Consider the following 22,749-nt stretch of genomic DNA (forward strand, 5'->3'; position numbering starts at 1 on the left):
ATCACCTAATTTTTTCGATTTCTTGCAATAGCTCACTTAAAAGTTTATCTTCTGGAACCTTTTTAATTATTTTACCCTTACTAAAAATAAGTCCTTCCCCATTTCCACATGCAATTCCAATGTCAGCTTCCCTTGCTTCACCAGGTCCATTTACTGCACAACCCATAATGGCAACTTTTAAATTCTTATCCATTGTATAAAGTTTGTCTTCCACAGTCTTAACCATTTCAATTAAATTAACTTTAGTTCTTGCACAAGTAGGACAAGAAATCAAATCTATTCCTTCTCTACGAAGGTCCAATGCTTTTAAAATATCCTTTGCCGCTATAACTTCTTCTAATGGATCAGATGTTAATGAAACTCTTATTGTATCGCCAATTCCTTCAGATAAAAGAGTCCCAATTCCAATAGCAGATTTAATTATTCCCTTTTTTGGCGTTCCTGCTTCAGTAACTCCAAGATGAAGTGGATATTTTGACATTTGAGAAAATTTTCTATAACTTTCAATGGTTAAATTTACACTTGAAGCCTTTAAAGAGACTGCAATGTCAAAAAAATTATTTTTTTCGAGAATTTCAACTTCTTCCATTGCACTTAAACATATCGAAGATGCATTAACTCCCTTAAATTTATCTAAAAATTCCTGTTTAATAGAACCAGAGTTCACGCCCACTCTTATTGGAATATTGTGAAATTTACAAGATTCCGTTACTTCTTTTATCTTCCATGAGGCACCAATATTTCCAGGATTTAGCCTTATTGCATCACTTTCATTTTCCGCTGCAGCAATTGCAAGTTTATAATCAAATTGAATATCAGATATTATTGGAATTTTAATTTCTTTTTTTATTTTTTTAATAGCAGCTGCATCCTCTAAATCATTTACTGCCATTCTTATAATGTCGCAACCTGCATCTTCTAATCTTTTTATTTGTGAAACAGTTGACTTTACATCCTTAGTATTAGTGTTTGTCATTGATTGAATAGAAATAAAAGAATCTCCTCCAATTGAAACATCGCCAACATAAATCTTTTTTGTTTCTTTTCTGTTTATCATTTATTAAACAACCTTCCAATATCGTTAAATATAGTTACATATATCATTAAGCTAAACAAAAGGCTCATCCCAATTAAAGAAAGTCTTTGTTCAATTTTTTCATCAATTGGCTTTCCTCTAATTGCTTCAATTAATAAAAATAAAAACTTTCCACCATCAAGTGCAGGAATTGGCAATAAGTTAAACACACCTAAATTCACTGAAATTAAAGCTAAAATTTGTAAAAAATTTAAAAATCCTTTAGACGATTCCGACCCTATCATTTGTACAACTCCAACTGGCCCAGAAAGGTATTCCATTTTAAAAGAGCCATCAAATATCATTTTTAAACTTTTTAAAATTACAATGGACATATCTAGAGTTCTTTTTGCACCAATTTCTATTGATTTAAAAAAAGAATGCTTTAACTTAGATGTAATACCTATTAAATACATTTTATTTTCTTGAGAATATTTAGGTTTTAAATCAAAGTTTAATTTTTTACCTTCTCTATCTACTTTTAAATGTATATTTTCCTCTTTTTTATCTCTAATCAGAGAATTAATTTCGTAAATATCTCTAGTTTTAATCTGGTCAATTTCTATAATTTTATCTCCAGGTTTTAAACCAGAAATTTCGGCTGGAGAATTTTTTATTACATTTTCTATTTCATTTGACCCATAGCCAACTATAGAGAAAATAATAGTAAAGGCAAGAAATCCTAGAACAAAATTCATAAAAGCTCCAGCCAAAACAACTGCCATTCTCTTTAAAATAGAAACATTATTAAAAGCTCTTGGATCATGTGAATTTTCTTCTTCGCCTTCCATAGCAACATATCCACCTATTGGAAGTGCTCTAAGGCTATAAAAAGTCTCGCCCCTTTGTTTTTGGATAAGTTTCGGACCCATACCAATGGAAAACTCATTAACTTTTATTCCTGAAAGTTTTGCAACAGTGAAATGTCCAAACTCATGGAGCATTACAACTAATAGGAAAACTACAACAGAACTTATTAAAGTAATCATTTATCCTCCTCAAATAAAATTATATAAAATAAATACGAAGGGACTAATAAAAATTAAACTATCAAATCTATCAAGTATACCTCCATGTCCAGGAAGTACTTGGGCATAGTCCTTTATTCCCGTATATCTTTTAATCTTAGATGCGAACAAATCTCCAAATTGTCCTGATATGGAAGCTAAAAAAATAATTAATACTACAAAAGCATTTATACTGTAAATATCATTATATCTATTTAAAATAACAAAATAAATTGTTGTGATGACAAGTGAAAAAAATGTGCCACCTATTGCACCTTCCACAGATTTATTGGGACTTACTCTTTCTATTAACTTGTGCTTTCCAAAAGTTGAACCAACAAAATAAGCAAAAGTATCTGTTGAAAAAGATATTACAAAGGCAGAAATAATTAAATAAATATCATCAATACTACCTAGTAAATTCAATAAAAATATAGCATAAAAATAAGTAAAAGAAGTATAAGCGTAATTACTTATATCATAATTTTCTAATAGTACTAAAAGGCATGAATTAATAATAAAAAAAAGAACAAGAGAATAAATTAAATTTTTATCAAAAAAGGAACACAAAAAAGTTATAATTGCACCAAAAAATAAAACTGGCAAACATAACTTAATACCTTTATTGTGAAGAGCATTGTAAATTTCTCTTACATTTTCAAGAGTCAAAAGAAAAATTGAAATTTTTATTGCATTTATTCCTAAATAAAAAATTAAAATTAATAAAAGAATACCCAATATTCCAGTGATAACTCTTTTTTGTAAATCTTTCAAAATTATAGTCCTCCGTACCTTCTATTTCGTTTTTGAAAATCATAAATTGCCTTGTAAAATTCATTTTCATGAAAATCAGGCCACAATAAATTTGAAAAATAAAATTCGCTATAAGCTAATTGATAAAGTAAAAAGTTAGAAACTCTAAGTTCTCCACTAGGTCTAATTAAAAAATCAAGATCATCTTGTCCCTTTGTATATAAATAATTCTTAAAGTTTTCTGTATCGATATCATCAATATTAATTTTATTTGCAATGACTTCCTTACATATCATTTTTGCTGCTCTAACTATTTCACTTTGACCACCATAATTTAACCCAATATTTAATATCATTCTATCATTTGATTTTGTTTCCTGCAATGCATATTCAATTAGTTTAACTATTGTATGTGGAAAGACACTATAATCGCCTAGCACTTTAATTCTAACATTGTTTTTTTTAATTTTTTCTAACTGACTTTTTATATAAAAGGCTAATAAATCCATAAGTTTTGAAATTTCTTCATCAGGCCTCTTCCAGTTTTCTGTAGAAAAAGCATATAAAGTCAAAGACTTTATATTTATTTTATAAGCTGCTTCAACTATTTCTATTACTCTTTTAGTTCCCTCTTTGTGCCCAAAAGTTCTTGGCATATTTCTATTTTTTGCCCATCTTCCATTTCCATCCATAATTATCCCAACGTGTTTTGGAATATTGTTTAAGTCCAATTCTTCGTAATAGTTCATAAAACTCCTTAAAAAAAAGCCTTAGAATAATCTAAGGCTAAAATTTAAATTTCCATAAGTTCTTTTTCTTTGTTTTCTGCTACCTTGTCAACTTCTTTAATATATTTATCTGTCAACTTTTGAATATCTTCTTCATATGAAATCTTATCATCTTCAGAAATTTCTTTAGCTTTTTCAGCTTTTTTAATATCCTCCATAGCATCTCTTCTAATATTCCTAATGGAAATTTTTGCTTCTTCAGCATATTTGCCTACTAATTTTGTAAGATCTCTTCTTCTCTCTTCTGTAAGTTGAGGAATAACAAGTCTAATAATTTTTCCATCATTTGAAGGATTTATCCCTAAATCAGATTTTAATATCGCTTTCTCAATTTCAGGAATTAAAGTAGAATCCCAAGGTTGAATTGTAAGAAGTCTTGGCTCTGGAGCAGAAAGACTAGAAACTTGATTAATTGGAGTTTGTTGTCCATAATATTCAACATAAATTTTATCAAGTAAAGTAGTATTCGCACGACCTGCCCTTATAGATTGAAGTGATTCAACTAATGATCCCACAGTTTTTTTCATTCTAGACTCAGAATTATTTTTTAAATCAGATATCATAATATCCTCCTATTTAACACTTGTACCAATTTCTTCACCACACACAACTTTATACATTGCATCTTCTTCATCAATTCCGAAAACCCTTAAAGGAATATTGTTGTCCATGCAAAGTGTAGTCGCAGTGCCATCCATTATTTTTAAATTTTTATTTAAAATCTCCCTATAACTTAAGTGGTCATATTTCTTTGCATCTGCATTTATATTTGGATCAGAATCATAAATTGCATCTGTACCCTTTTTAGCTAAAAGTATAACATCCGCATCAATTTCCGCAGCCCTAAGAGCAGCAGCAGTATCAGTAGAGAAATATGGATTTCCAACTCCAGCTGAGAATATAACAACACGACCTTTTTCTAAATGTCTTATAGCACGCCTTCTAATATAAGGTTCTGCAACTTGCTTCATTTCGATAGCAGTTTGCACACGAGTAATAACGCCTAATTTTTCTAAAGAGTCCTGTAATGCTAAAGCGTTCATAACAGTACCTAACATACCCATATAATCAGATGTAGCACGATCAATATTATTTTCGTCACGTCCTCTCCAAAAGTTTCCGCCACCTACGACAATTCCCGTCTCAACACCTAATTCATAAATTTTCTTTACTTGCCTTGCAATTAAATTGACATAATCAATATCAATTCCAACGGAATTTGAACCTGCTAGTGCCTCACCGCTGAGTTTTAAAACAATTCTCTTATATTTTGGCATTTACTCCTCCAATTTGTTAACCTATTTGTTTAGCTACTTCTTCAGCAAAGTTTTCTTCTCTTTTTTCAAGACCTTCGCCAACTTCAAATCTAACAAATCTTCTGATTTTAATATTTTCACCAATTTTTGCTATTAAATCATTTAAAATATCTTTGATTTTTTTATCTGGATCTTTAATGAAATCTTGATCAAGCAGACAAATTTCTTCATAGAATTTTTCAAGTCTACCTTCTACCATTTTTTCAATAATATGTTCCGGTTTATTTTCTCCTCTCGCTTGTTCCGTAAGAATGTTTCTTTCGTGCTCTACCTCTTCAGCAGGAACTTCCTCACGACTAACATATTTTGGAGCAACTGCAGCAACTTGCATTGCAATATCCCTAACGAAGTTTTTAAACTCTTCATTTTTAGCAACGAAGTCTGTCTCAGAGTTAACTTCAACTAAAACTCCAATTCTTCCACCATGAATATAAGAATCAACAAGACCTTCAGATGCAATTCTTGAAGATTTTTTAGCAACAGATGCTAAACCCTTTTCTCTTAGAAAATCAACTGCCTTGTCCATATCGCCATTTGTTTCTGACAAAGCTTTCTTACAGTCCATCATACCTGCTCCAGTTTTTTCTCTTAATTCTTTAACTAATGCTGCTGTAATAGCCATTTTAATTCACTCCTTATTTATTTTAAAAAAAGAGAGTTTTAAAGGATTACTTTAGAACTCTCGAAATATCTTTAGTCTTCTATAGTTGACTTTTCATCCTCAACAGTTTCTTCGATTTCAATGGACTCTACTTCAATAGACTCTTCAGAAACATCTTGAGTGGATTCATCATAATCATCACTATCGTTATCTTCAATTTGACTTCCTTGTTTTCCCTCGATAACTGCATTTGCAATAGTTTCAGTGATAAGTTTTACTGCTCTAATTGCATCGTCATTTCCCGGAATTGGAATATCTAATTCTTCAGGGTCACAATTTGTATCAACGATACCGATAACAGGAATTCCCAAAATATGTGCTTCTTTAACTGCTATTCTTTCTTTTTTAGGATCAACTACAAATAGTGCTTGAGGCATTCCCTTCATTTCTTTAATTCCACCAAGGAATTTTTCAAGTTTTTCTCTTTCATGTAGTAATTGAGCAACTTCTTTCTTTGGAAGAACATCAAATGTCCCATTTTCTTCCATTTCAAATAATTTGTAAAGTCTTTCAATTCTCTTGCTAATAGTCTTGTAGTTAGTTAAAAGACCGCCTAACCATCTTTCATTAATATAAGGCATACCACATTTAATTGCTTCTTTTTCAATTGCATCTTGAGCTTGCTTTTTTGTACCAACAAAAAGGATCTCTCCACCATTTGCTGCAATCTCTCTTACAAAATCATAAGCTTCTTCAATTTTTTTAACAGTCTTTTGAAGGTCGATTATATAAATACCGTTTCTTTCAGTAAATATAAATCTCTTCATCTTAGGATTCCATCTTCTAGTTTGGTGTCCAAAGTGAACACCTGCTTCTAATAAATTTTTCATTGAAATTACTGACATTTAAGCCACCTCCGTGTTTTTTCCTCCATTTTTATCATCTATCATAGGGACCAAATTGGCAACTCCTTAGATATCAAAAAATGTGTGTATTAGTTACCGGATAAAAGTATAACATAATGCGTTAAAATTATCAATTGTTTATTTTACATTGATCTTTACTCTTTCTTAATTATCAATATATATATTACAACACTTTTTACACTTTGATACCAGAACATAGTCAATATAAATTATGATTTTAGAAAATTTAATGTTTATTTTTTCATGTATAAATTGTATCAAAAAAGACGAGATTTTTTATTATCCTCGCCTTTTTTTAGGACTTTCACAACAGCCCTTTATTTATAGATTATATTTTGTAAAGAGTACTTTATCCTATTTTTATTTAATACTATTTTTTTAATCTATTTAAAGCTTTATCTAATCTTTCCAAAGCCTCTTCAAGCACTTCTTTTGGAACTGCTAGATTAAATCTTTCAAAACCTTCTCCATTTTCTCCAAATATATATCCCTCATCTAGAAATAATTCTGCTTCCTCTATCATGAATTTTTCTAGTTTCTCCTTATCTAATCCTAAAGCTCTAAAATCCACCCACTGTAAATATGTTCCTTCTATTAAAGGTGCCTTTATATTTTTAAATCTTTTTTCAAAAAAATCATTTAACAACCTTTGATTTCCATCAATGACATCAATACATTCATCAAGCCATTGTTCACATTTATCATATACAATTTGACAAGCTTTATATCCCACAGCTGTTGTAGGAATAGCAGATATACTTTCAAGTGCCTTTATAAATTTATCTCTAAGCTCTTTGTTTTTAATAATTATATTACTCATTCCCATGCCAGCAATATTAAAAGATTTTGAAGGTGCTGTAAAAGTTATTGTTCTTTCTGCAATTTCTTCATCTATTGTTTGAAAAACAGTATGTTCATAACCTGGCATTATCAAATCAAAGTGTATCTCATCAGATAACAATAACACATCATTTTTCTTAATAATATATGCAAGTTTTTCAAGCTCCTCTCTTTTCCATACTCTACCAACAGGGTTATGAGGGGAGCAAAATAATAAAACTTTATTTTTACTATTTTTTGATAACTCATCAAAAAGCTCATAGTTTATTGTATAATATCCATCTTTTTCAACTAAGGGACAATCCACAATCTCTCTATTTTGCAATTTAATAGCATTATAAAAGGGATAATATACCGGACTCATGATTATAACTCCGTCTCCCTCTTTTGTAAATTCACGAATTGCATTGAAAAATGCTGGTACTACTCCTGATGTATTTACTATCCAATCTTTTTCTATTTTAAAATTATGACGTTTTTGCATCCAATTTGCAACAGATTGCTTAAATTCATCAGTAGGTCCAGTATATCCCAATACTGTATTTTCTATATGCTCTTTTAACCCTGAAATTAATTCTTCAGGATGTTTAAATTCCATATCGGCAACTGATAAAGGTACAACACCATCACTTACATCTCTTTTTTTCTCATACATATCTTTCCATTTTAAGGAACCTTGTCCTTTTCTATTTACTCTAGTTTTAAAATCGTATTTCATAATTCCTCCTATTTTTATTTTACTCTAAATATTTGATTATTAATTTTACATATATTTTACCTTCTATATTCCTGTCCATCCAATTGTATTTAATATAAATATTACTATAAATGACATAAAAACAAATAATAGCATAGGTTTAATAACCCATTTTATCCATCTATCATATGGTACTTTCGCTATAGTTAAAGCACCCATAGTCCATCCTAGTGCTGGCGATATCATATTTGTAAAACTATCTCCCATTAAAAAAGCTTGACATGCAATTTGAGGGTGTATACCCAGTGCATTTGTAAGAGGCTCTATTATTGGTATTAAAGCTGCTGCCTTAGCTGTTACACTCGGCACAAATGGATTTATCAATGTTATAACTGCCGTTATTCCAATAGCCGATATTGACCTGTTTAAATTCATAAGAGGTCTTGTTATAGAATATATTATAGTATCCAATATATTTCCCTGTACCATAACCGTTTGCATTGTTGTAGCAAGACCTATAATAAATACAACAAACGCCATATTTGCAAGCCCTCTTACAAAGGAATTTGCAACTTCTTCTGCATCCATACCTCCAACTAAACCTATAAAAATAGCTCCTATTAAAAAGAATCCTACAATAAATTCCATTGGTTTTTCTTTAAATATTAAAAAGTATGCTACTAATATTACATATTGAAGGATCATTAAAATTAAAACTATTACAGATCTTTTTGGCATATCCATATTACTTTTATCTACATCATCTACAATTAACTCATTTTTCCAATCTTCATTATTCATTAATGAATTATTTGAATCTTTTTGAACTCTTTTAATATACCTAAATGTATATAAAAGTCCAACTATTCCAAATATGTTTAACAATAACATCCTCACTCCAAAACCAGAAAGAGGTGGAAGATTTAACATCGTTTGGGGAATAATAACTCTTAAAGTAGGGCCTAATCCAAATCCAATCATTGATGGGAAAAATGAAACTCCTAATGCTGATAGAGGATCTATTTTTAACCTTTTAGCGAATAAAACACCTATTGGCACAACAGCAATCAGTGCATCTGTACTTGCAAATGCTGCAATATATAATATTAAAAAATATAATATAGGTACTAATACTTTTGTACTAGATTTTTTTAATTTTATTGTCGCATATTCCAAAACTTCATCTATAGCGCCTGTATCCATAACTACATTCATATTTGCTGCACTAACCATAACTACCCAAACAGTAGTCCCAGCTGCTACAAGTCCTCCAAGTAACATAAAAAACAAATCAACTAAGCTAACTGGAGTTTGACTTGATAGATAATTAAATACGTTTGCGTCAACTTTACCACTAGCATCTCTTCCAAAATTTCCTGCTGGTATAACATATGTAAGTAAAGACATCATCACTAACAAACCAAGCATTATATAAAGAAGATGAGGCATTTTAAAACTTCTTTTCTTTTTTTTATCCATATTAATTCTCCATTAAAATTAATTCTCTATTAAAAATTTATTTACAAATCCAATTGTTGCACAACATCCATATATCATAGATTCTTCATCTATATCAAAATATTCATTATGATGTTCCGCCCCTGAACCAAGTTTATCATTTTTTGTTCCGACAAAAGCAAATAAACTTGGTGCTATTTGACCATATTTAGAAAATGACTCTGAAGCAAACCAAGTTTTATTTTCTACTAATGCTTTTGAATATAAGTTATTGATAGCCTCTTTGGCAATTAACGATAATTTTTCATCATTTACAACAGGCCCAACAGTAATGGAGTTTTTTTCGCTAAACACTACTTTACATTTATGAGCTCTAGCTGTTAATTCCGCAACTTTTTTTATGATTTCTAGTGCTTTAATACCTTCTTCCATATCAAAAAATCTAAAAGTTCCTGTTACTTCTACACTATCTGGAATTACATTAGGTGCTAAATTAGAACCTCCATTTATTGATCCAATACCTAATGTTACAGTTTTAGTAACATCAATCTGATTTGACCATGCACTAGTAAGTCCATTTAGAATATTAGAAGCAGCAAATATAGGATTTATTGATAAATCAGGTCTTGAACCATGTCCACCTTTTCCTATTACATCAAACCATACTCTGCCAGCTCCAGCCATTACTGGTCCCGGATCTACAGAAATTTCTCCAACATTCATAAAAGATGTAAGATGTGTACCATAAATACCATCAATGTCAATGTTTTTTAATGCATCTATCATTGCATTTATTCCTGTTCCTTGTTCCTCTCCTTCTTCAAATATAAAAATTATCTTTCCCTTAAGTTCAGATTTATGTTTCACAAAAAATTTCGCACAAGTAAGTAAAATAGTCATATGACCATCATGTCCACAGGCATGCATTACCCCATCATTTTTTGAGATTGCTAATTTTTTATTAGCTAAATTCCTTTCATTTTCTTTAATTGGAAGAGCGTCTATGTCTGCTCTAATACCTATTGTCTTTCCTGGTTTTTTTGTATCTAAAGTTGCATAAAATCCAGTTTTTTCTACTTCTATAATTTCAAGTCCTAATTTTTTTATTTCTTCTTTTAAAAATTTTGAAGTTTCAAACTCTTCTCCTGAAAGTTCAGGATTTTCATGAAGATATCTTCTAGTTTTAAATATATAATCTTTCATACTGTCTATTTCATTTAAAATAATATCTCTACTTAGCATATACCCTCCTAATTTAAAATTGTTTTAATTGTTAAGCTGCTTAACTATATAAGGTATTATATATTAATTAATTTACTAATTCAAGTATATTTTTATAAAAAATTACAATTAAGTAATTAAAATAGGCTCTATGTCAAATATTGGGGAGACTCGTTAATTCGAGTCTCTCTTTCCATTAAAAAATCAATACTTAGGCGCTATTAGAATATCAAAACTAAAATAACTAAAAAATTACTAAAAATAGGTATAGCAAACAAAACCCCTAGGGGTTTTGCAAAATTTTCCCGTTTTCATATCATTACTTACAAGCAAACATGATTCTCTTTCTAAACAAATTGAAATTTTTCATACCAAAACAATTTCTTTTTAAAGTCTTTATCTTAGTATGAGTACCTTCAAGTGGACCATTAGACCAAGGATAATCAAAAGAATTACATATCTCATCAAACCAGTTATTAAAAGCAGTGATACAAGATTTAAATTCTTTTAAATCAGATTCTTCAGCTCTTCTTATCCATTCCCTTAAAGATTTAGATGCTCTAACTCTATTGGGTTGACTTAGAACATATTGGTAAAACAGTTCCTTTAACCTATATGCTAACTTCAAATCGTTGTTTAAATCAAGCATTAAAGAAACTTCTTTAGCTTGTTCAGTTGTTAAATTAGAAGCAGGTTTTGTAAGTAGACTCCTACTTCTCTTAAAATACTTTCTAAGCTTAGAAGAAATATCTTTTTGAATCCTCTTTCTAACATTCTCTAAAGCCCATGAAACTTGTCTTATGAAGTGATACCTATCAACAATATGGATAGAAGTTTTAAAGAACCTATTCTTAACAGACTTAAAGGTATTGGACATATCACTTACAAAAAACTTAACTTCTTGTCTCTCCTTGTTAGGAACTTTTTTAAAGTATTTAAACAAAAAGTTCTTATCCCTAGTAGGCAAAATATCAATGACAGAGTGCTTATCACCATTAAGAAGAGAAGTTTGATACTTAATATTTCCACTATCACCTTTAAACTCATCTATACACAATACACTTGAAAGTTTTGCTCTTGAAACATATAAACAATGTAAAATTCTCAAAACAGTATTAGAAGAAACATTATACCTACTAGCAATAGAAGAGCTAGAATGAAGTTCATTAAATTCAGCAACAATAGCAAAAACAAGCCTATAAGTCATAGTGTGACCCTTAGCAATAAAATCAAGTTCTCTTTCAAAACGACAACCACAAGACTTACAATCATACCTAGTCTTCTTTAAATGAATAAGACATTTCTTACCATGAATATGAGTATCCTTAATCTTTTGAATCCTATGATCATGAACCCAAATCTTTGTAGAACCACAGTGAGGACAAGTATCCATCTTTGTAACAGAAGCATAAATGTGAACAAATTCCTTATCCTCACAAAAACTATCAAAAATTACATCTTTAAAACCCAACAAATTCATGTTATTATTATTTTGCACTTATATGCACCTCCTAACAAAGTTTGTTGTTATTTTAAGTTTAGGACTAAATGCGTATAAGTGCAATTTTTTTTACATAAAAATATCTGTTAGAGATTTACTCCCCAACAGATATTATAGAGCCTTAAAATATAGTAAATAAAAAAGAGCGAATATTTACACAAACGCTCTTTATCTTATTCCTCTTCAATTATTTTATTTTTTAAAATTTCAGTATAAACTTTACAAATTCTATCAAATGCATCTAGCTCTTCAATTGAAAAACTCTCCATTAATTTTTTCTTAGTTTTTACAATATCGATATTATCGTATTTTTTATGACTAAAAACAAGTTTTTTTCCTATTTCTGTGACATATAAATGAAATATTTTTCCATTTATTTTAGAATTTTCTCTATATACAAGTTCTTGTTTCATGAGTTTCCTAACTGTTTGAGATATAGCTGAAGTTGTTCTATTCCACTTAAAAGCTAATTCTGTTACAGTTATACCTGGTTTATCAGAAATTTCTGTCAAAATATGAACTTCAATCATCGTTAACTTTGGTCCAAAACCATAGTCTCTTCTAGTATTATAATAATTAGAATAGGCAAGTACAAAATCATACATTGGATCCATTACTTTCGATAATTCCTTATACCTTCTATTAGTGGTTATACAATCTTCATTTTCATCAACCCATGTATCTAAAATCTCGTTATAATAAATATCCTTACTCATATTAACCTCCAAAAATAATATATCATAGTGAAATTTTTAAGGCAAGATTTAACTATTAATACATTAAACTATTTATAGTATTAAAATATCTGGGCGTTACAAAACTTATGAGATAAATAATGATCCTGCAAACATTAGCACTAATCAAAATATTGTGCAACAAACTACGCCTTCTTCAAATTCCAATTATTTTTATGCACTAAAAAGACCACTTAAATTCTTGTAAAACTTATGCGTTTTACAGTAGTTCAAATGGTCTACTAAAAATTTATATTTAATTATATAATCTCATATCATAAATAATTACACCATTATAAACTCGTAGCTAGATGTTATGTCCAACTGAGCTAAGGATAATATAAAAAATGGAGCGGATGACGAGATTCGAACTCGCGACCCTCGCCTTGGCAAGGCGATGCTCTACCACTGAGCCACATCCGCATAGGATTTTTAGTTTTATTGGTGGAGGAGAGTGGATTTGAACCACTGAAAGCTAAGCTAACGGATTTACAGTCCGTCCCCTTTGGCCAACTCGGGAACTCCTCCATGAAATCCCCTACAAGTCTTTTGGAGCTGGTGGGAGGACTTGAACCCCTAACCTACTGATTACAAGTCAGTTGCTCTACCAATTGAGCTACACCAGCATCTCTTGCTTACATAATATATTTATACTATATTGGCGACCTGGATCGGGCTCGAACCGACGACCTCCAGCGTGACAGGCTGGCATTCTAACCAACTGAACTACCAGGCCATTTTGGTGGACACAATAGGGCTCGAACCTATGACCCCCTGCTTGTAAGGCAGATGCTCTCCCAACTGAGCTATGCGTCCATCTGGTGACCCTGCCGAGAATCGAACTCGGGATACCACCGTGAAAGGGTGGTGTCTTAACCGCTTGACCACAGGGCCTTATTTAATTTGGTAGCGGGAGAAGGATTTGAACCTCCGGCCTTCGGGTTATGAGCCCGACGAGCTACCAGACTGCTCCATCCCGCGTCATTTTTTACCCGGCTACTATTCTTCTTTTTGGTGCCGAGAATCGGAATCGAACCGATACGGTGTTTTACCACCGCAGGATTTTAAGTCCTGTGCGTCTGCCAGTTCCGCCACCCCGGCTTATCTTTTTTACTGGCTCTCAGGGTGGGACTCGAACCCACAGCCTACCGGTTAACAGCCGGTTGCTCCACCATTGAGCTACCTAAGACTATTGGGACTTTTGTCCCTTTCTGGCGATAACTTACTCTCCCAGGTCGTTGCCAACCAAGTACCATCAGCGGACTAATGCTTAACTTCTGTGTTCGGCATGGTTACAGGTGTGTCCATTGTCCTATTCTCACCAGATTCCTTAAAACTAATCGCCTTTCCTTTTTGGTCAAGTCTTCGACCTATTAGTACTCGCTAGCTTAATGTATTGCTACACTTACACCTTGAGCCTATCTACCTCGTTTTCTTCAAGGGGTCTTATCTTTCGAGGGAAATCTCATCTCGAGGGGGGCTTCGTGCTTAGATGCCTTCAGCTCTTATCCCTTCCAAACTTAGCTTCCCAGCTATGCACTTGGCAGTACAACTGGTTCACCAGCGGTTTGTCCATCCCGGTCCTCTCGTACTAAGGACAGCTCCTCTCAAATTTCCTACGCCCACGACGGATAGGGACCGAACTGTCTCGCGACGTTCTGAACCCAGCTCGCGTGCCTCTTTAATGGGCGAACAGCCCAACCCTTGGGACCTACTTCAGCCCCAGGATGAGACGAGCCGACATCGAGGTGCCAAACCTCCCCGTCGATGTGGACTCTTGGGGGAGATAAGCCTGTTATCCCCGGGGTAGCTTTTATCCGTTGAGCGATGGCCCTTCCACTCGGTACCACCGGATCACTAAGTCCTGCTTTCGCATCTGCTCGACTTGTTGGTCTCGCAGTTAAGCTCCCTTCTGCCTTTATACTCTTCGCACGATTTCCATCCGTGCTGAGGGAACCTTTGAACGCCTCCGTTACTCTTTCGGAGGCGACCGCCCCAGTCAAACTGTCCAACTGAGAGTGTCCCTTCCCCAGATTCATGGGGTTAGGTTAGAATTCTAGCATTAAAAGAGTGGTATCCCAACGGCGGCTCCTAAGATACTGGCGTACCTTATTCTTTGCCTCCCACCTATTCTGTACATTTAATCCCAAAATTCAATCTCAGCCTACAGTAAAGCTCCACGGGGTCTTTCCGTCCTGTCGTGGGTAAGCGGCATCTTTACCGCTACTACAATTTCACCGGATCCTTTGTTGAGACAGTGCCCAAATCGTTACACCTTTCGTGCGGGTCGGAACTTACCCGACAAGGAATTTCGCTACCTTAGGACCGTTATAGTTACGGCCGCCGTTTACTGGGGCTTCAGTTCTAAGCTTCGCTTGCGCTTACTCTTTCCCTTAACCTTCCAGCACCGGGCAGGTGTCAGCTCCTATACTTCGTTTTTCAACTTAGCAGAAACTTGTGTTTTTGGTAAACAGTCGCTTGGGCCTTTTCACTGCGACCCCCTTTTACAGGGGTTCCCCTTCTCCCGAAGTTACGGGGTCATTTTGCCGAGTTCCTTAACAAAGGTTTTTCCGCTCGTCTTAGGATTCTCTCCTCACCTACCTGTGTCGGTTTGCGGTACGGGCGATACTTCTCTTGTAGTGGCTTTTCTTGGCAGTGTGGAGTCTTAAGCTTCTCTACTTGTTTTCGATCCGCATCACGCTTCATCTTTTTCGAAAAGCGGTTTTGCCTACTTTTCAGACTTTGCGCTTGCACGCCTCACCAACTGGGCGCTCTTATTATCCTCCTGCGTCCCCACTTCCTTTTTAACGATTGTATCGGTACAGGATTTTCCACCTGTTGTCCATCGACTACGCTTTTCAGCCTCGCCTTAGGTCCCGACTTACCCTGAGTGGACGAGCCTTGCTCAGGAATCCTTAGGTTTTCGACGGGTGAGATTCTCACTCACCTCTCGCTACTCATGCCAGCATTCTCTCTTGTATGTTGTCCACAATGGCTTTCGCCTTTTGCTTCTTCCTTCATACATTGCTCCTCTACCAACGTTTGACGTTCCATAGCTTCGGTATATAGTTTAGCCCCGGTTATCTTCGGCGCAGAGTCACTTGACTAGTGAGCTATTACGCACTCTTTAAATGAGTGGCTGCTTCTAAGCCAACATCCTAGTTGTCTCAGTAACTCCACATCCTTTCCCACTTAACTATTATTTTGGGACCTTAGCTGATGGTCTGGGCTCTTTCCCTTTCGACTATGAAGCTCATCCCACATAGTCTGACTCCCTAGTTTGTGATATGGTATTCGGAGTTTGATAGGTCTTGGTAACATATGCATGCCCCTTGACCATTCAGTGCTCTACCCCCTTTTCACTTATCTAGAGGCTAGCCCTAAAGCTATTTCGAGGAGAACCAGCTATCTCCGTGTTCGTTTGGCTTTTCACCCCTATCCACAGGTCATCCGATAGCTTTTAAACGCTACCCGGTTCGAGCCTCCATTGAATTTTACTTCAACTTCACTCTGCCCATGGATAGATCACACGGTTTCGGGTCTACGACTACTAACTTTTGCCCTCTTTAGACTCGCTTTCGCTTCGGCTCCACATCTGTAATGTTTAACCTTGCTAATAATCGTAACTCGCTGGCCCGTTCTACAAAAAGTACGCGATCGTAGTTCTTGTCTACTTTCGCTGCTTGTAAACACTAGGTTTCAGATTCTTTTTCACTCCCCTCTCGGGGTTCTTTTCACCTTTCCCTCACGGTACTTGTTCGCTATCGGTCACCAAGTAGTATTTAGCCTTAGGGGGTGGTCCCCCCATATTCCCACGGAATTCCTCGTGTTCTGTGGTACTCTTTTGTGCTAGATATCTTCGCTTTCGTCTACGGGACTTTTACCCTCTTTGGTTCTTCTTCCCAGATGATTCGACTGGCTATTTTTTCTTTCTGCACTTTGGGCTCTTCCCTGTTCGCTCGCCGCTACTTTGGGAATCGAGTTTTCTTTCTTTTCCTCAGGTTACTTAGATGTTTCAGTTCACCTGGTTCGCTTCCTATACTTATTTATTGGGTATGGGATACCTCTTACGAGGTGGGTTTCCCCATTCGGATATCTACGGTTCTTCGGATATTTGCTCCTACCCGTAGCTTTTCGCAGCTTGTCACGTCCTTCTTCGCCTCTTGGTGCCTAGGCATTCTCCTAGTGCTCTTCTTAACTTGACCTTTGTTTTAAACATTTCTGTTTTTCCAGTTCATTGTTTTTTTTGAAATTTTGATTAGTTTTAAGTTGTTATGCTTCTCTTCTCTTTGCGAGAAGTTTTAACTAACTTTTTTGTTAGTCTGGTGGAGATAAGGAGATTCGAACTCCTGACCTCCTGCTTGCAAGGCAGGCGCTCTCCCAACTGAGCTATACCCCCATATATAATTAAAATAGTGTGAAGATTTTCTTTCCTTAGAAAGGAGGTGATCCAGCCGCACCTTCCGATACGGCTACCTTGTTACGACTTCACCCCAGTCACTTATCCTACCTTCGACTGCTGCTCCCTTGCGGTTTGCTCACAGGCTTCGGGTATTACAAGCTCCCATGGTGTGACGGGCGGTGTGTACAAGACCCGGGAACGCATTCACCGCAGCATTCTGATCTGCGATTACTAGCAACTCCATCTTCATGTACTCGAGTTGCAGAGTACAATCCGAACTGAGAGAGGCTTTTTGAGGTTTGCTTAATATCTCTATTTCGCTTCCCTTTGTACCTCCCATTGTAGCACGTGTGTAGCCCAGGACATATAGGGCATGATGATTTGACGTCATCCCCACCTTCCTCCGATTTGTCATCGGCAGTCTCTTTAGAGTCCCCATCCTAAATGCTGGCAACTAAAGATAAGGGTTGCGCTCGTTGCGGGACTTAACCCAACATCTCACGACACGAGCTGACGACAACCATGCACCACCTGTATTGAGGCTTCCGAAGAAGACGGTATATCTCTATACTTGTCCTCAGTATGTCAAGCCCTGGTAAGGTTCTTCGCGTTGCTTCGAATTAAACCACATGCTCCGCTGCTTGTGCGGGTCCCCGTCAATTCCTTTGAGTTTCATGCTTGCGCACGTACTCCCCAGGCGGAGTGCTTATTGTGTTAACTGCGGCACCGACTTCTGCCGACACCTAGCACTCATCGTTTACAGCGTGGACTACCAGGGTATCTAATCCTGTTTGCTACCCACGCTTTCGTTCCTCAGCGTCAGAATGAGCCCAGTAAGTCGCCTTCGCCACCGGTATTCTTTTTAATATCTACGCATTTCACCGCTACACTAAAAATTCCACTTACCTCTACTCTTCTCAAGATATGCAGTTTCAAATGCTTACAGTAGTTAAGCTACTGCCTTTTACACCTGACTTGCATTTCCGCCTGCGAACCCTTTACGCCCAGTGATTCCGGACAACGCTAGCCCCCTACGTATTACCGCGGCTGCTGGCACGTAGTTAGCCGGGGCTTTTTCTTATGGTACCGTCATTATCTTCCCATATAAAAGAACTTTACGACTCGAAAGCCTTCTTCGTTCACGCGGCGTCGCTGCATCAGAGTTCCCTCCATTGTGCAATATTCCCCACTGCTGCCTCCCGTAGGAGTTTGGACCGTTTCTCAGTTCCAATGTGGCCGTTCACCCTCTCAGGCCGGCTACCCATCGTCGCCTTGGTAAGCCTTTACCTTACCAACTAGCTAATGGGACGCGAGTCCATCTTAGACCACCGGAGTTTTGATCATTGTTGCATGTGCTTCTATGATTTTATTTGGTATTAATCCCAGTTTCCCGAGGCTATCCCAATGTCTAAGGTAGGTTACTCACGTGTTACTCACCCGTCCGCCGCTAATCCATTTTTGCTTCTTCCCGAAGGAAGTTGCTAAAATTTCATCGCTCGACTTGCATGTGTTAAGCGCGCCGCCAGCGTTCGTCCTGAGCCAGGATCAAACTCTCAATTAAAATTTGTATGACTCATTTGTTTTTTCAACTAAACGAATTTCTGGTTTGCTTTGTGATTCTTTTACGAATCTTGATTCTTTATGAATCTTTTATCTTCACACTATTTAATTATCATGTTTCTTGCTACTCTTTTGAAGTAGCTTATTTATTATAACTTCTTAAAAAATCTTTGTCAAGCAAATTTTACAATTTTTTTAATTATTTTACTTGGTTTTTAAGAAGGCTGCCTCATAAGACAACTTGTATAGTATACAATGGTTTTTATTTAGTGTCAATACTTTCTTTTAAGTTTTTTATGAATTTTTCTAATTCTTTGTTAGGATTTAATTTGTTGGCTTTTTCTAAATATTCTATTCCTTTTCCACTTTCTTTTTTGTTCAAATATATTATTCCCAAATTATAATTTAGTGGATAACTGTTTTCTTTTTCTAAAAGTCCCATTTTTAAAATTTCTATTGCTTCATCAAATTTATTTTCCGTTGCATAAAGTGTTGATAGTAAGTTTATATTTTCTTCTAATACTTTTTTATCAACTGATAGTCTTGCATACTCTTCTGCTCTTTCTAGGTCACCTAAGTTATAAAATGTTATTGCAAATACATAATAAAAGCTTTCATCTTTATTAAAATTTTGAGAAATGTCTTTTAATAAGTTTAGTGCTTTGTTGTATTCGCCATAGGACAAGTAGGTTTTTGCTGAGTCAAAATTTACATAGTCTCTTATTATTTCTATTTCTTTTCTGACTTCGTCTTTTAATTCTTCGTTATCTGATAAATTTATAAATTTTTCAAAGTACATATTTGCCTTTATATATTTTTGTAATGCTAGATTGATATATGCAAGCCTATAATAGGCAAGGCTGTACTTTTCATCTAAATTTAAAACTTCATTATACTTTTTTATAATTATATTTATTAGTTTTTCACTTTTTTCAGGTTCTTCTTTGTTTTTATTATAAAGTGATTCTAAAATATTTGCTTTTTTAAAAATTATGTCTACATCTTTGCCAATTAATTCTTCACATCCTCTTAAAAAGATGTAAGAATCCAAAGGGCTTTTTTCTTGATTTATAAATGCTTTGTGCATTGCATAATTTTTTAGATTTATATTTAATTTTTTTAGTATTTCTTTATATTTTTTATTATACTTAAATTCAGGATCTATTCCAAAGAGATAAATCATCGCTTCTACAATTTTTTCTAAATTTATCTTTTCTTCTAATTCTTTACCCTTTATTCCTTCTATAATATAATCTAGTTTTATGGGTAAAGAGAAACCAACGGGAAGTTTTAATTCTCCCAGTTGGTATTCTTTTTTTAGTTCTATAAAAACTATATTTTTTAATTTTTCCTTTATTTCTTTTCTAAAAAGATTTTCCATTAAAGTTCTCCCATGTAAGCTCTTTTTCTCCTAGTTGAGCCCTTTAAAATTCTATATAAATTACCTCTAAATACTGCATAAACTGCTGTTATTATGCTTGCAAGTAGAATTTTTAAATTGTAAGGATCCAAAGGATTTAAATAATTAAGTCCATTTATAAGATTTTCTCCAAGAGGAATATCTACTATACTATTTGATGTAATCATTAAGAAAAAATCAAATCCAAACATGTTAAGAATTACTAAATATATTAAATATGGAAGTGTCCAAAGAATTAAATTTTCTTTAATAAATTCAAAGGAATTAATGTAGGCGCTTGTGTAATAATCTCCACTTATATAGATGGACTCTGCTATTGGATTTAACGCAATAGTTATCGCAGCAGATACTATTAAATAAATGCCTTGATTTCTTCCAAAAGCTGGAAGTAAAAAGGATATTATCATCAATATAAAATATATTGAGTAAATTGATGCAAAGTATGCCATAAAGGTGTTTTTAAAATTCCTAAAACTTATTCTGTTATAATAAATTAAATCACTCAATATTGAAAAGTAACTCGATAAAATTAAGGATGTCAATAGTGGAATTACAAAGCCCACTAGTCCACCTATAGTTTGTGCAAGTAAATTCCCAATTAAAAATAATCCTATTGCATAAATAATTCCATAGATAAATGGAAGTATTAAAATTATTGGCGAAGCTTTTATTTTTACAAAGGTGTCTTTAATTGCCTTTGTGTAAACTAATTTTAAATCTTCAAAAAAATTCATTTAATCACATCTTTTCTGGTGCTTTTATTCCAAGAAGATATAGTCCTGTTGCTATTACATTTTTAACTGTGTAACAAAGTAAAAGTCTTGTGTCCTTTAATTTTTCATCATCGACTAGAATTTGTGTTTGATTATAAAATTTGTTGAAGTTCTTTGCAAGTTCAACTGTGTATCTTGTTATAAAATATGGCTCGCATTTTTCACAAGCATCTTCTACTATATTAGTGAAATTGTAAAGACTTCTAATTATATTTATTTCGCTTTCTTCTGTTAGAAGAGTTGCGTCTATTTCATTATTTATGTCGAAGTTGCCCTTCTTTAATAATGAACAAATCCTAGCGTGAACATATTGTACATAGGGACCAGTTTCGCCTTCAAAGGATAAGGTTTTATCCCAATTAAATGTGTAATCCTTAATTCTTCCATTGAATAATTCTTGAAATTTAATTGCACCTATTCCAACTGTTTGTGCAAGTTCTTCTTTATTTTCTATCTTTTGATTTTGTTCTTTTTCTCTATCATTTAAAATTTCACGAACTTTATCCGTAGCTTTGTTTAAAACATCTTCAAGATAAACTACCTTTCCTCTTCTCGTGGAGAGTGTTCCGTCCTCAAGTGAAACCATTCCAAAAGGAACGTGAATTATCTCGTCATACCAATCGAAACCTGCTTTTTTTAGTGCAGCTTTAAGCTGTTTAAAGTGAAGACTTTGTTGACTTCCAACTACATAGATATTTTTGTAAGGTTTGTAATTTTCGTGTCTATATTTTGCCGCTGCTAAATCTCTTGTAAAATAAATTGTCGTTCCATCACTTTTTACAACTATTGCTGGCGGAAGATTATATTCATCTAAGTTAATAACTTCAGCACCTTCTGATTCTTCAAGCACATTTCTTTCGCGCAATTCTTCTATTAATGCAGGCATTTTGTCTGAATAGAAGGATTCTCCATTGTAAGAATCAAACTGAATGTCGAGCATATCATAAACCCTATTAAATTCTTTGAGGGAAACCTCTTTAAACCATTTCCAGATTTCTACAGCTTCTTCATTTCCATTCTCAAGTTCTTTAAACCAATATCTACATTCGTCTTTGACTTCTTGGTCTTCTTCACAAACTGCATTTACTTTTACATATAATTTTAAGAGTTCGTTAATTGGATCCTTTTCAATTGCTTCCTTGCTCCCCCATGTTTTATATGCATAGATTAACATTCCAAATTGAGTTCCATAATCGCCTAAGTGATTTATGGCAATAGTATTAAAGCCTAAAAATTTGTAAATTCTCTTTAGCGAATCGCCTATTACAGTAGATCTAATATGTCCGATGTGAAAAGGCTTGGCAATATTTGTAGAAGAATATTCCACAACTACGTTTTTATTTTCTCCGTAATTTTCTTTGCCAAAATCTTCTCTTTTTTCAACACTTTCTTTTAAAATTTCTTCAGTTAAAATGCTTTTGTTGATGTAAAAGTTTAAGTAAGCATTTTTGTTTTCAACCTTTTCAAAATACTTTGAATTAATTTCTCCTGCAAGTTCTTCTGCAATCAAAGCAGGGTTTTTTCTGTAAATTTTTGCCAAACTAAAAACTGGGAAAGCAAAGTCGCCAAGTTCATAATTTGGTGGCACTTCTATCATTTTGTCGATTTCCTTTGGCTCTAAACTTTCGATTTTTTCATCAAGTATTTTTATTATTTCTTCTCTAAAATTTATCATCG

16 protein-coding genes, 10 tRNA genes and 3 rRNA genes are annotated in these 22,749 nt (G+C 34.0%); all 29 read right to left on the reverse strand.

What is annotated here, in order from left to right; all coding sequences use genetic code 11:
* Window position 1: 1 nt before the first annotated feature.
* Entirely contained in the window at window positions 2–1,057 is a 1,056-nt protein-coding gene (ispG, locus tag BIV18_RS02745) for a flavodoxin-dependent (E)-4-hydroxy-3-methylbut-2-enyl-diphosphate synthase (RefSeq protein WP_083635518.1), read from the reverse strand.
* Window positions 1,054–2,064: an RIP metalloprotease RseP gene (gene rseP, locus BIV18_RS02750; RefSeq protein WP_075659194.1), complete on the reverse strand. Its 1,011-nt coding sequence runs from the start codon at window positions 2,062–2,064 to the stop codon at window positions 1,054–1,056. The genes ispG and rseP overlap by 4 nt, the downstream gene beginning before the upstream one ends.
* A 9-nt stretch (window positions 2,065–2,073) precedes the next feature.
* Complete coding sequence (locus tag BIV18_RS02755; protein WP_075659195.1) at window positions 2,074–2,856, reverse strand: phosphatidate cytidylyltransferase; 783 nt, start codon at window positions 2,854–2,856, stop codon at window positions 2,074–2,076.
* A gap of 2 nt (window positions 2,857–2,858) precedes the next feature.
* The gene (locus BIV18_RS02760) at window positions 2,859–3,584 is read right to left on the reverse strand and encodes an undecaprenyl pyrophosphate synthase (RefSeq protein ID WP_075659196.1); all 726 of its coding nucleotides are present in this window, start codon (window positions 3,582–3,584) and stop codon (window positions 2,859–2,861) included.
* A gap of 44 nt (window positions 3,585–3,628) precedes the next feature.
* Window positions 3,629–4,186, reverse strand: coding sequence for a ribosome recycling factor (frr, locus tag BIV18_RS02765; protein ID WP_075659197.1), 558 nt, complete (start codon window positions 4,184–4,186; stop codon window positions 3,629–3,631).
* Between the two features lie 9 nt (window positions 4,187–4,195).
* Complete coding sequence (gene pyrH, locus BIV18_RS02770) at window positions 4,196–4,900, reverse strand: UMP kinase (protein WP_075659198.1); 705 nt, start codon at window positions 4,898–4,900, stop codon at window positions 4,196–4,198.
* Between the two features lie 16 nt (window positions 4,901–4,916).
* A complete protein-coding gene (tsf, locus tag BIV18_RS02775; protein ID WP_075659199.1) occupies window positions 4,917–5,561 on the reverse strand; it encodes a translation elongation factor Ts in 645 nt (214 codons plus the stop codon).
* A gap of 71 nt (window positions 5,562–5,632) precedes the next feature.
* The gene (gene rpsB, locus BIV18_RS02780; protein WP_075659200.1) at window positions 5,633–6,445 is read right to left on the reverse strand and encodes a 30S ribosomal protein S2; all 813 of its coding nucleotides are present in this window, start codon (window positions 6,443–6,445) and stop codon (window positions 5,633–5,635) included.
* Between the two features lie 391 nt (window positions 6,446–6,836).
* Window positions 6,837–8,024: a MalY/PatB family protein gene (locus BIV18_RS02785; RefSeq protein ID WP_075659201.1), complete on the reverse strand. Its 1,188-nt coding sequence runs from the start codon at window positions 8,022–8,024 to the stop codon at window positions 6,837–6,839.
* 63 nt (window positions 8,025–8,087) lie between these two features.
* A complete protein-coding gene (locus tag BIV18_RS02790) occupies window positions 8,088–9,482 on the reverse strand; it encodes an AbgT family transporter (RefSeq protein ID WP_075659202.1) in 1,395 nt (464 codons plus the stop codon).
* Window positions 9,483–9,500: 18 nt separating this feature from the next.
* Window positions 9,501–10,703, reverse strand: coding sequence for an amidohydrolase (locus tag BIV18_RS02795; protein WP_075659203.1), 1,203 nt, complete (start codon window positions 10,701–10,703; stop codon window positions 9,501–9,503).
* A gap of 298 nt (window positions 10,704–11,001) precedes the next feature.
* Window positions 11,002–12,162: an ISL3 family transposase gene (locus BIV18_RS02800; protein ID WP_083635506.1), complete on the reverse strand. Its 1,161-nt coding sequence runs from the start codon at window positions 12,160–12,162 to the stop codon at window positions 11,002–11,004.
* A gap of 194 nt (window positions 12,163–12,356) precedes the next feature.
* On the reverse strand, window positions 12,357–12,899 hold the full coding sequence (locus tag BIV18_RS02805; RefSeq protein WP_075659204.1) for a MarR family winged helix-turn-helix transcriptional regulator: 543 nt from the start codon (window positions 12,897–12,899) through the stop codon (window positions 12,357–12,359).
* A 366-nt stretch (window positions 12,900–13,265) separates the two neighbouring features.
* Window positions 13,266–13,340 (reverse strand) — tRNA-Gly (locus BIV18_RS02810).
* Between the two features lie 19 nt (window positions 13,341–13,359).
* A tRNA-Tyr gene (locus BIV18_RS02815) sits at window positions 13,360–13,445 on the reverse strand.
* Between the two features lie 22 nt (window positions 13,446–13,467).
* A tRNA-Thr gene (locus tag BIV18_RS02820) sits at window positions 13,468–13,543 on the reverse strand.
* A gap of 33 nt (window positions 13,544–13,576) precedes the next feature.
* A tRNA-Asp gene (locus tag BIV18_RS02825) sits at window positions 13,577–13,653 on the reverse strand.
* A 4-nt stretch (window positions 13,654–13,657) separates the two neighbouring features.
* Window positions 13,658–13,733, reverse strand: a tRNA-Val gene (locus BIV18_RS02830).
* Window positions 13,734–13,736: 3 nt separating this feature from the next.
* A tRNA-Glu gene (locus BIV18_RS02835) sits at window positions 13,737–13,811 on the reverse strand.
* A gap of 10 nt (window positions 13,812–13,821) precedes the next feature.
* Window positions 13,822–13,898 (reverse strand) — tRNA-Met (locus BIV18_RS02840).
* Window positions 13,899–13,929: 31 nt separating this feature from the next.
* A tRNA-Leu gene (locus BIV18_RS02845) sits at window positions 13,930–14,018 on the reverse strand.
* Between the two features lie 13 nt (window positions 14,019–14,031).
* A tRNA-Asn gene (locus BIV18_RS02850) sits at window positions 14,032–14,106 on the reverse strand.
* Window positions 14,107–14,126: 20 nt separating this feature from the next.
* Window positions 14,127–14,243 (reverse strand): 5S ribosomal RNA (gene rrf / locus BIV18_RS02855).
* Window positions 14,244–14,270: 27 nt separating this feature from the next.
* Window positions 14,271–17,122 (reverse strand): 23S ribosomal RNA (locus BIV18_RS02860).
* Window positions 17,123–17,240: 118 nt separating this feature from the next.
* A tRNA-Ala gene (locus BIV18_RS02865) sits at window positions 17,241–17,316 on the reverse strand.
* A 39-nt stretch (window positions 17,317–17,355) separates the two neighbouring features.
* Window positions 17,356–18,880 (reverse strand): 16S ribosomal RNA (locus BIV18_RS02870).
* The 16S, 23S and 5S rRNA genes sit together here with 10 tRNA genes alongside, the layout of an rRNA operon.
* Window positions 18,881–19,141: 261 nt before the next feature.
* Window positions 19,142–20,260, reverse strand: a complete 1,119-nt coding sequence (locus BIV18_RS02875; protein WP_075659205.1) for a tetratricopeptide repeat protein — start codon at window positions 20,258–20,260, stop codon at window positions 19,142–19,144.
* Window positions 20,260–21,033, reverse strand: a complete 774-nt coding sequence (locus BIV18_RS02880) for a hypothetical protein (protein ID WP_075659206.1) — start codon at window positions 21,031–21,033, stop codon at window positions 20,260–20,262. The genes BIV18_RS02875 and BIV18_RS02880 overlap by 1 nt, the downstream gene beginning before the upstream one ends.
* Window positions 21,034–21,037: 4 nt before the next feature.
* A complete protein-coding gene (gene argS, locus BIV18_RS02885; RefSeq protein WP_075659207.1) occupies window positions 21,038–22,747 on the reverse strand; it encodes an arginine--tRNA ligase in 1,710 nt (569 codons plus the stop codon).
* Window positions 22,748–22,749: the final 2 nt, after the last annotated feature.

The sequence above is a fragment of the Peptoniphilus grossensis genome (assembly GCF_001940285.1).
In the GTDB taxonomy this organism is placed as follows: Bacteria; Bacillota; Clostridia; order Tissierellales; family Peptoniphilaceae; genus Peptoniphilus_A; species Peptoniphilus_A faecalis.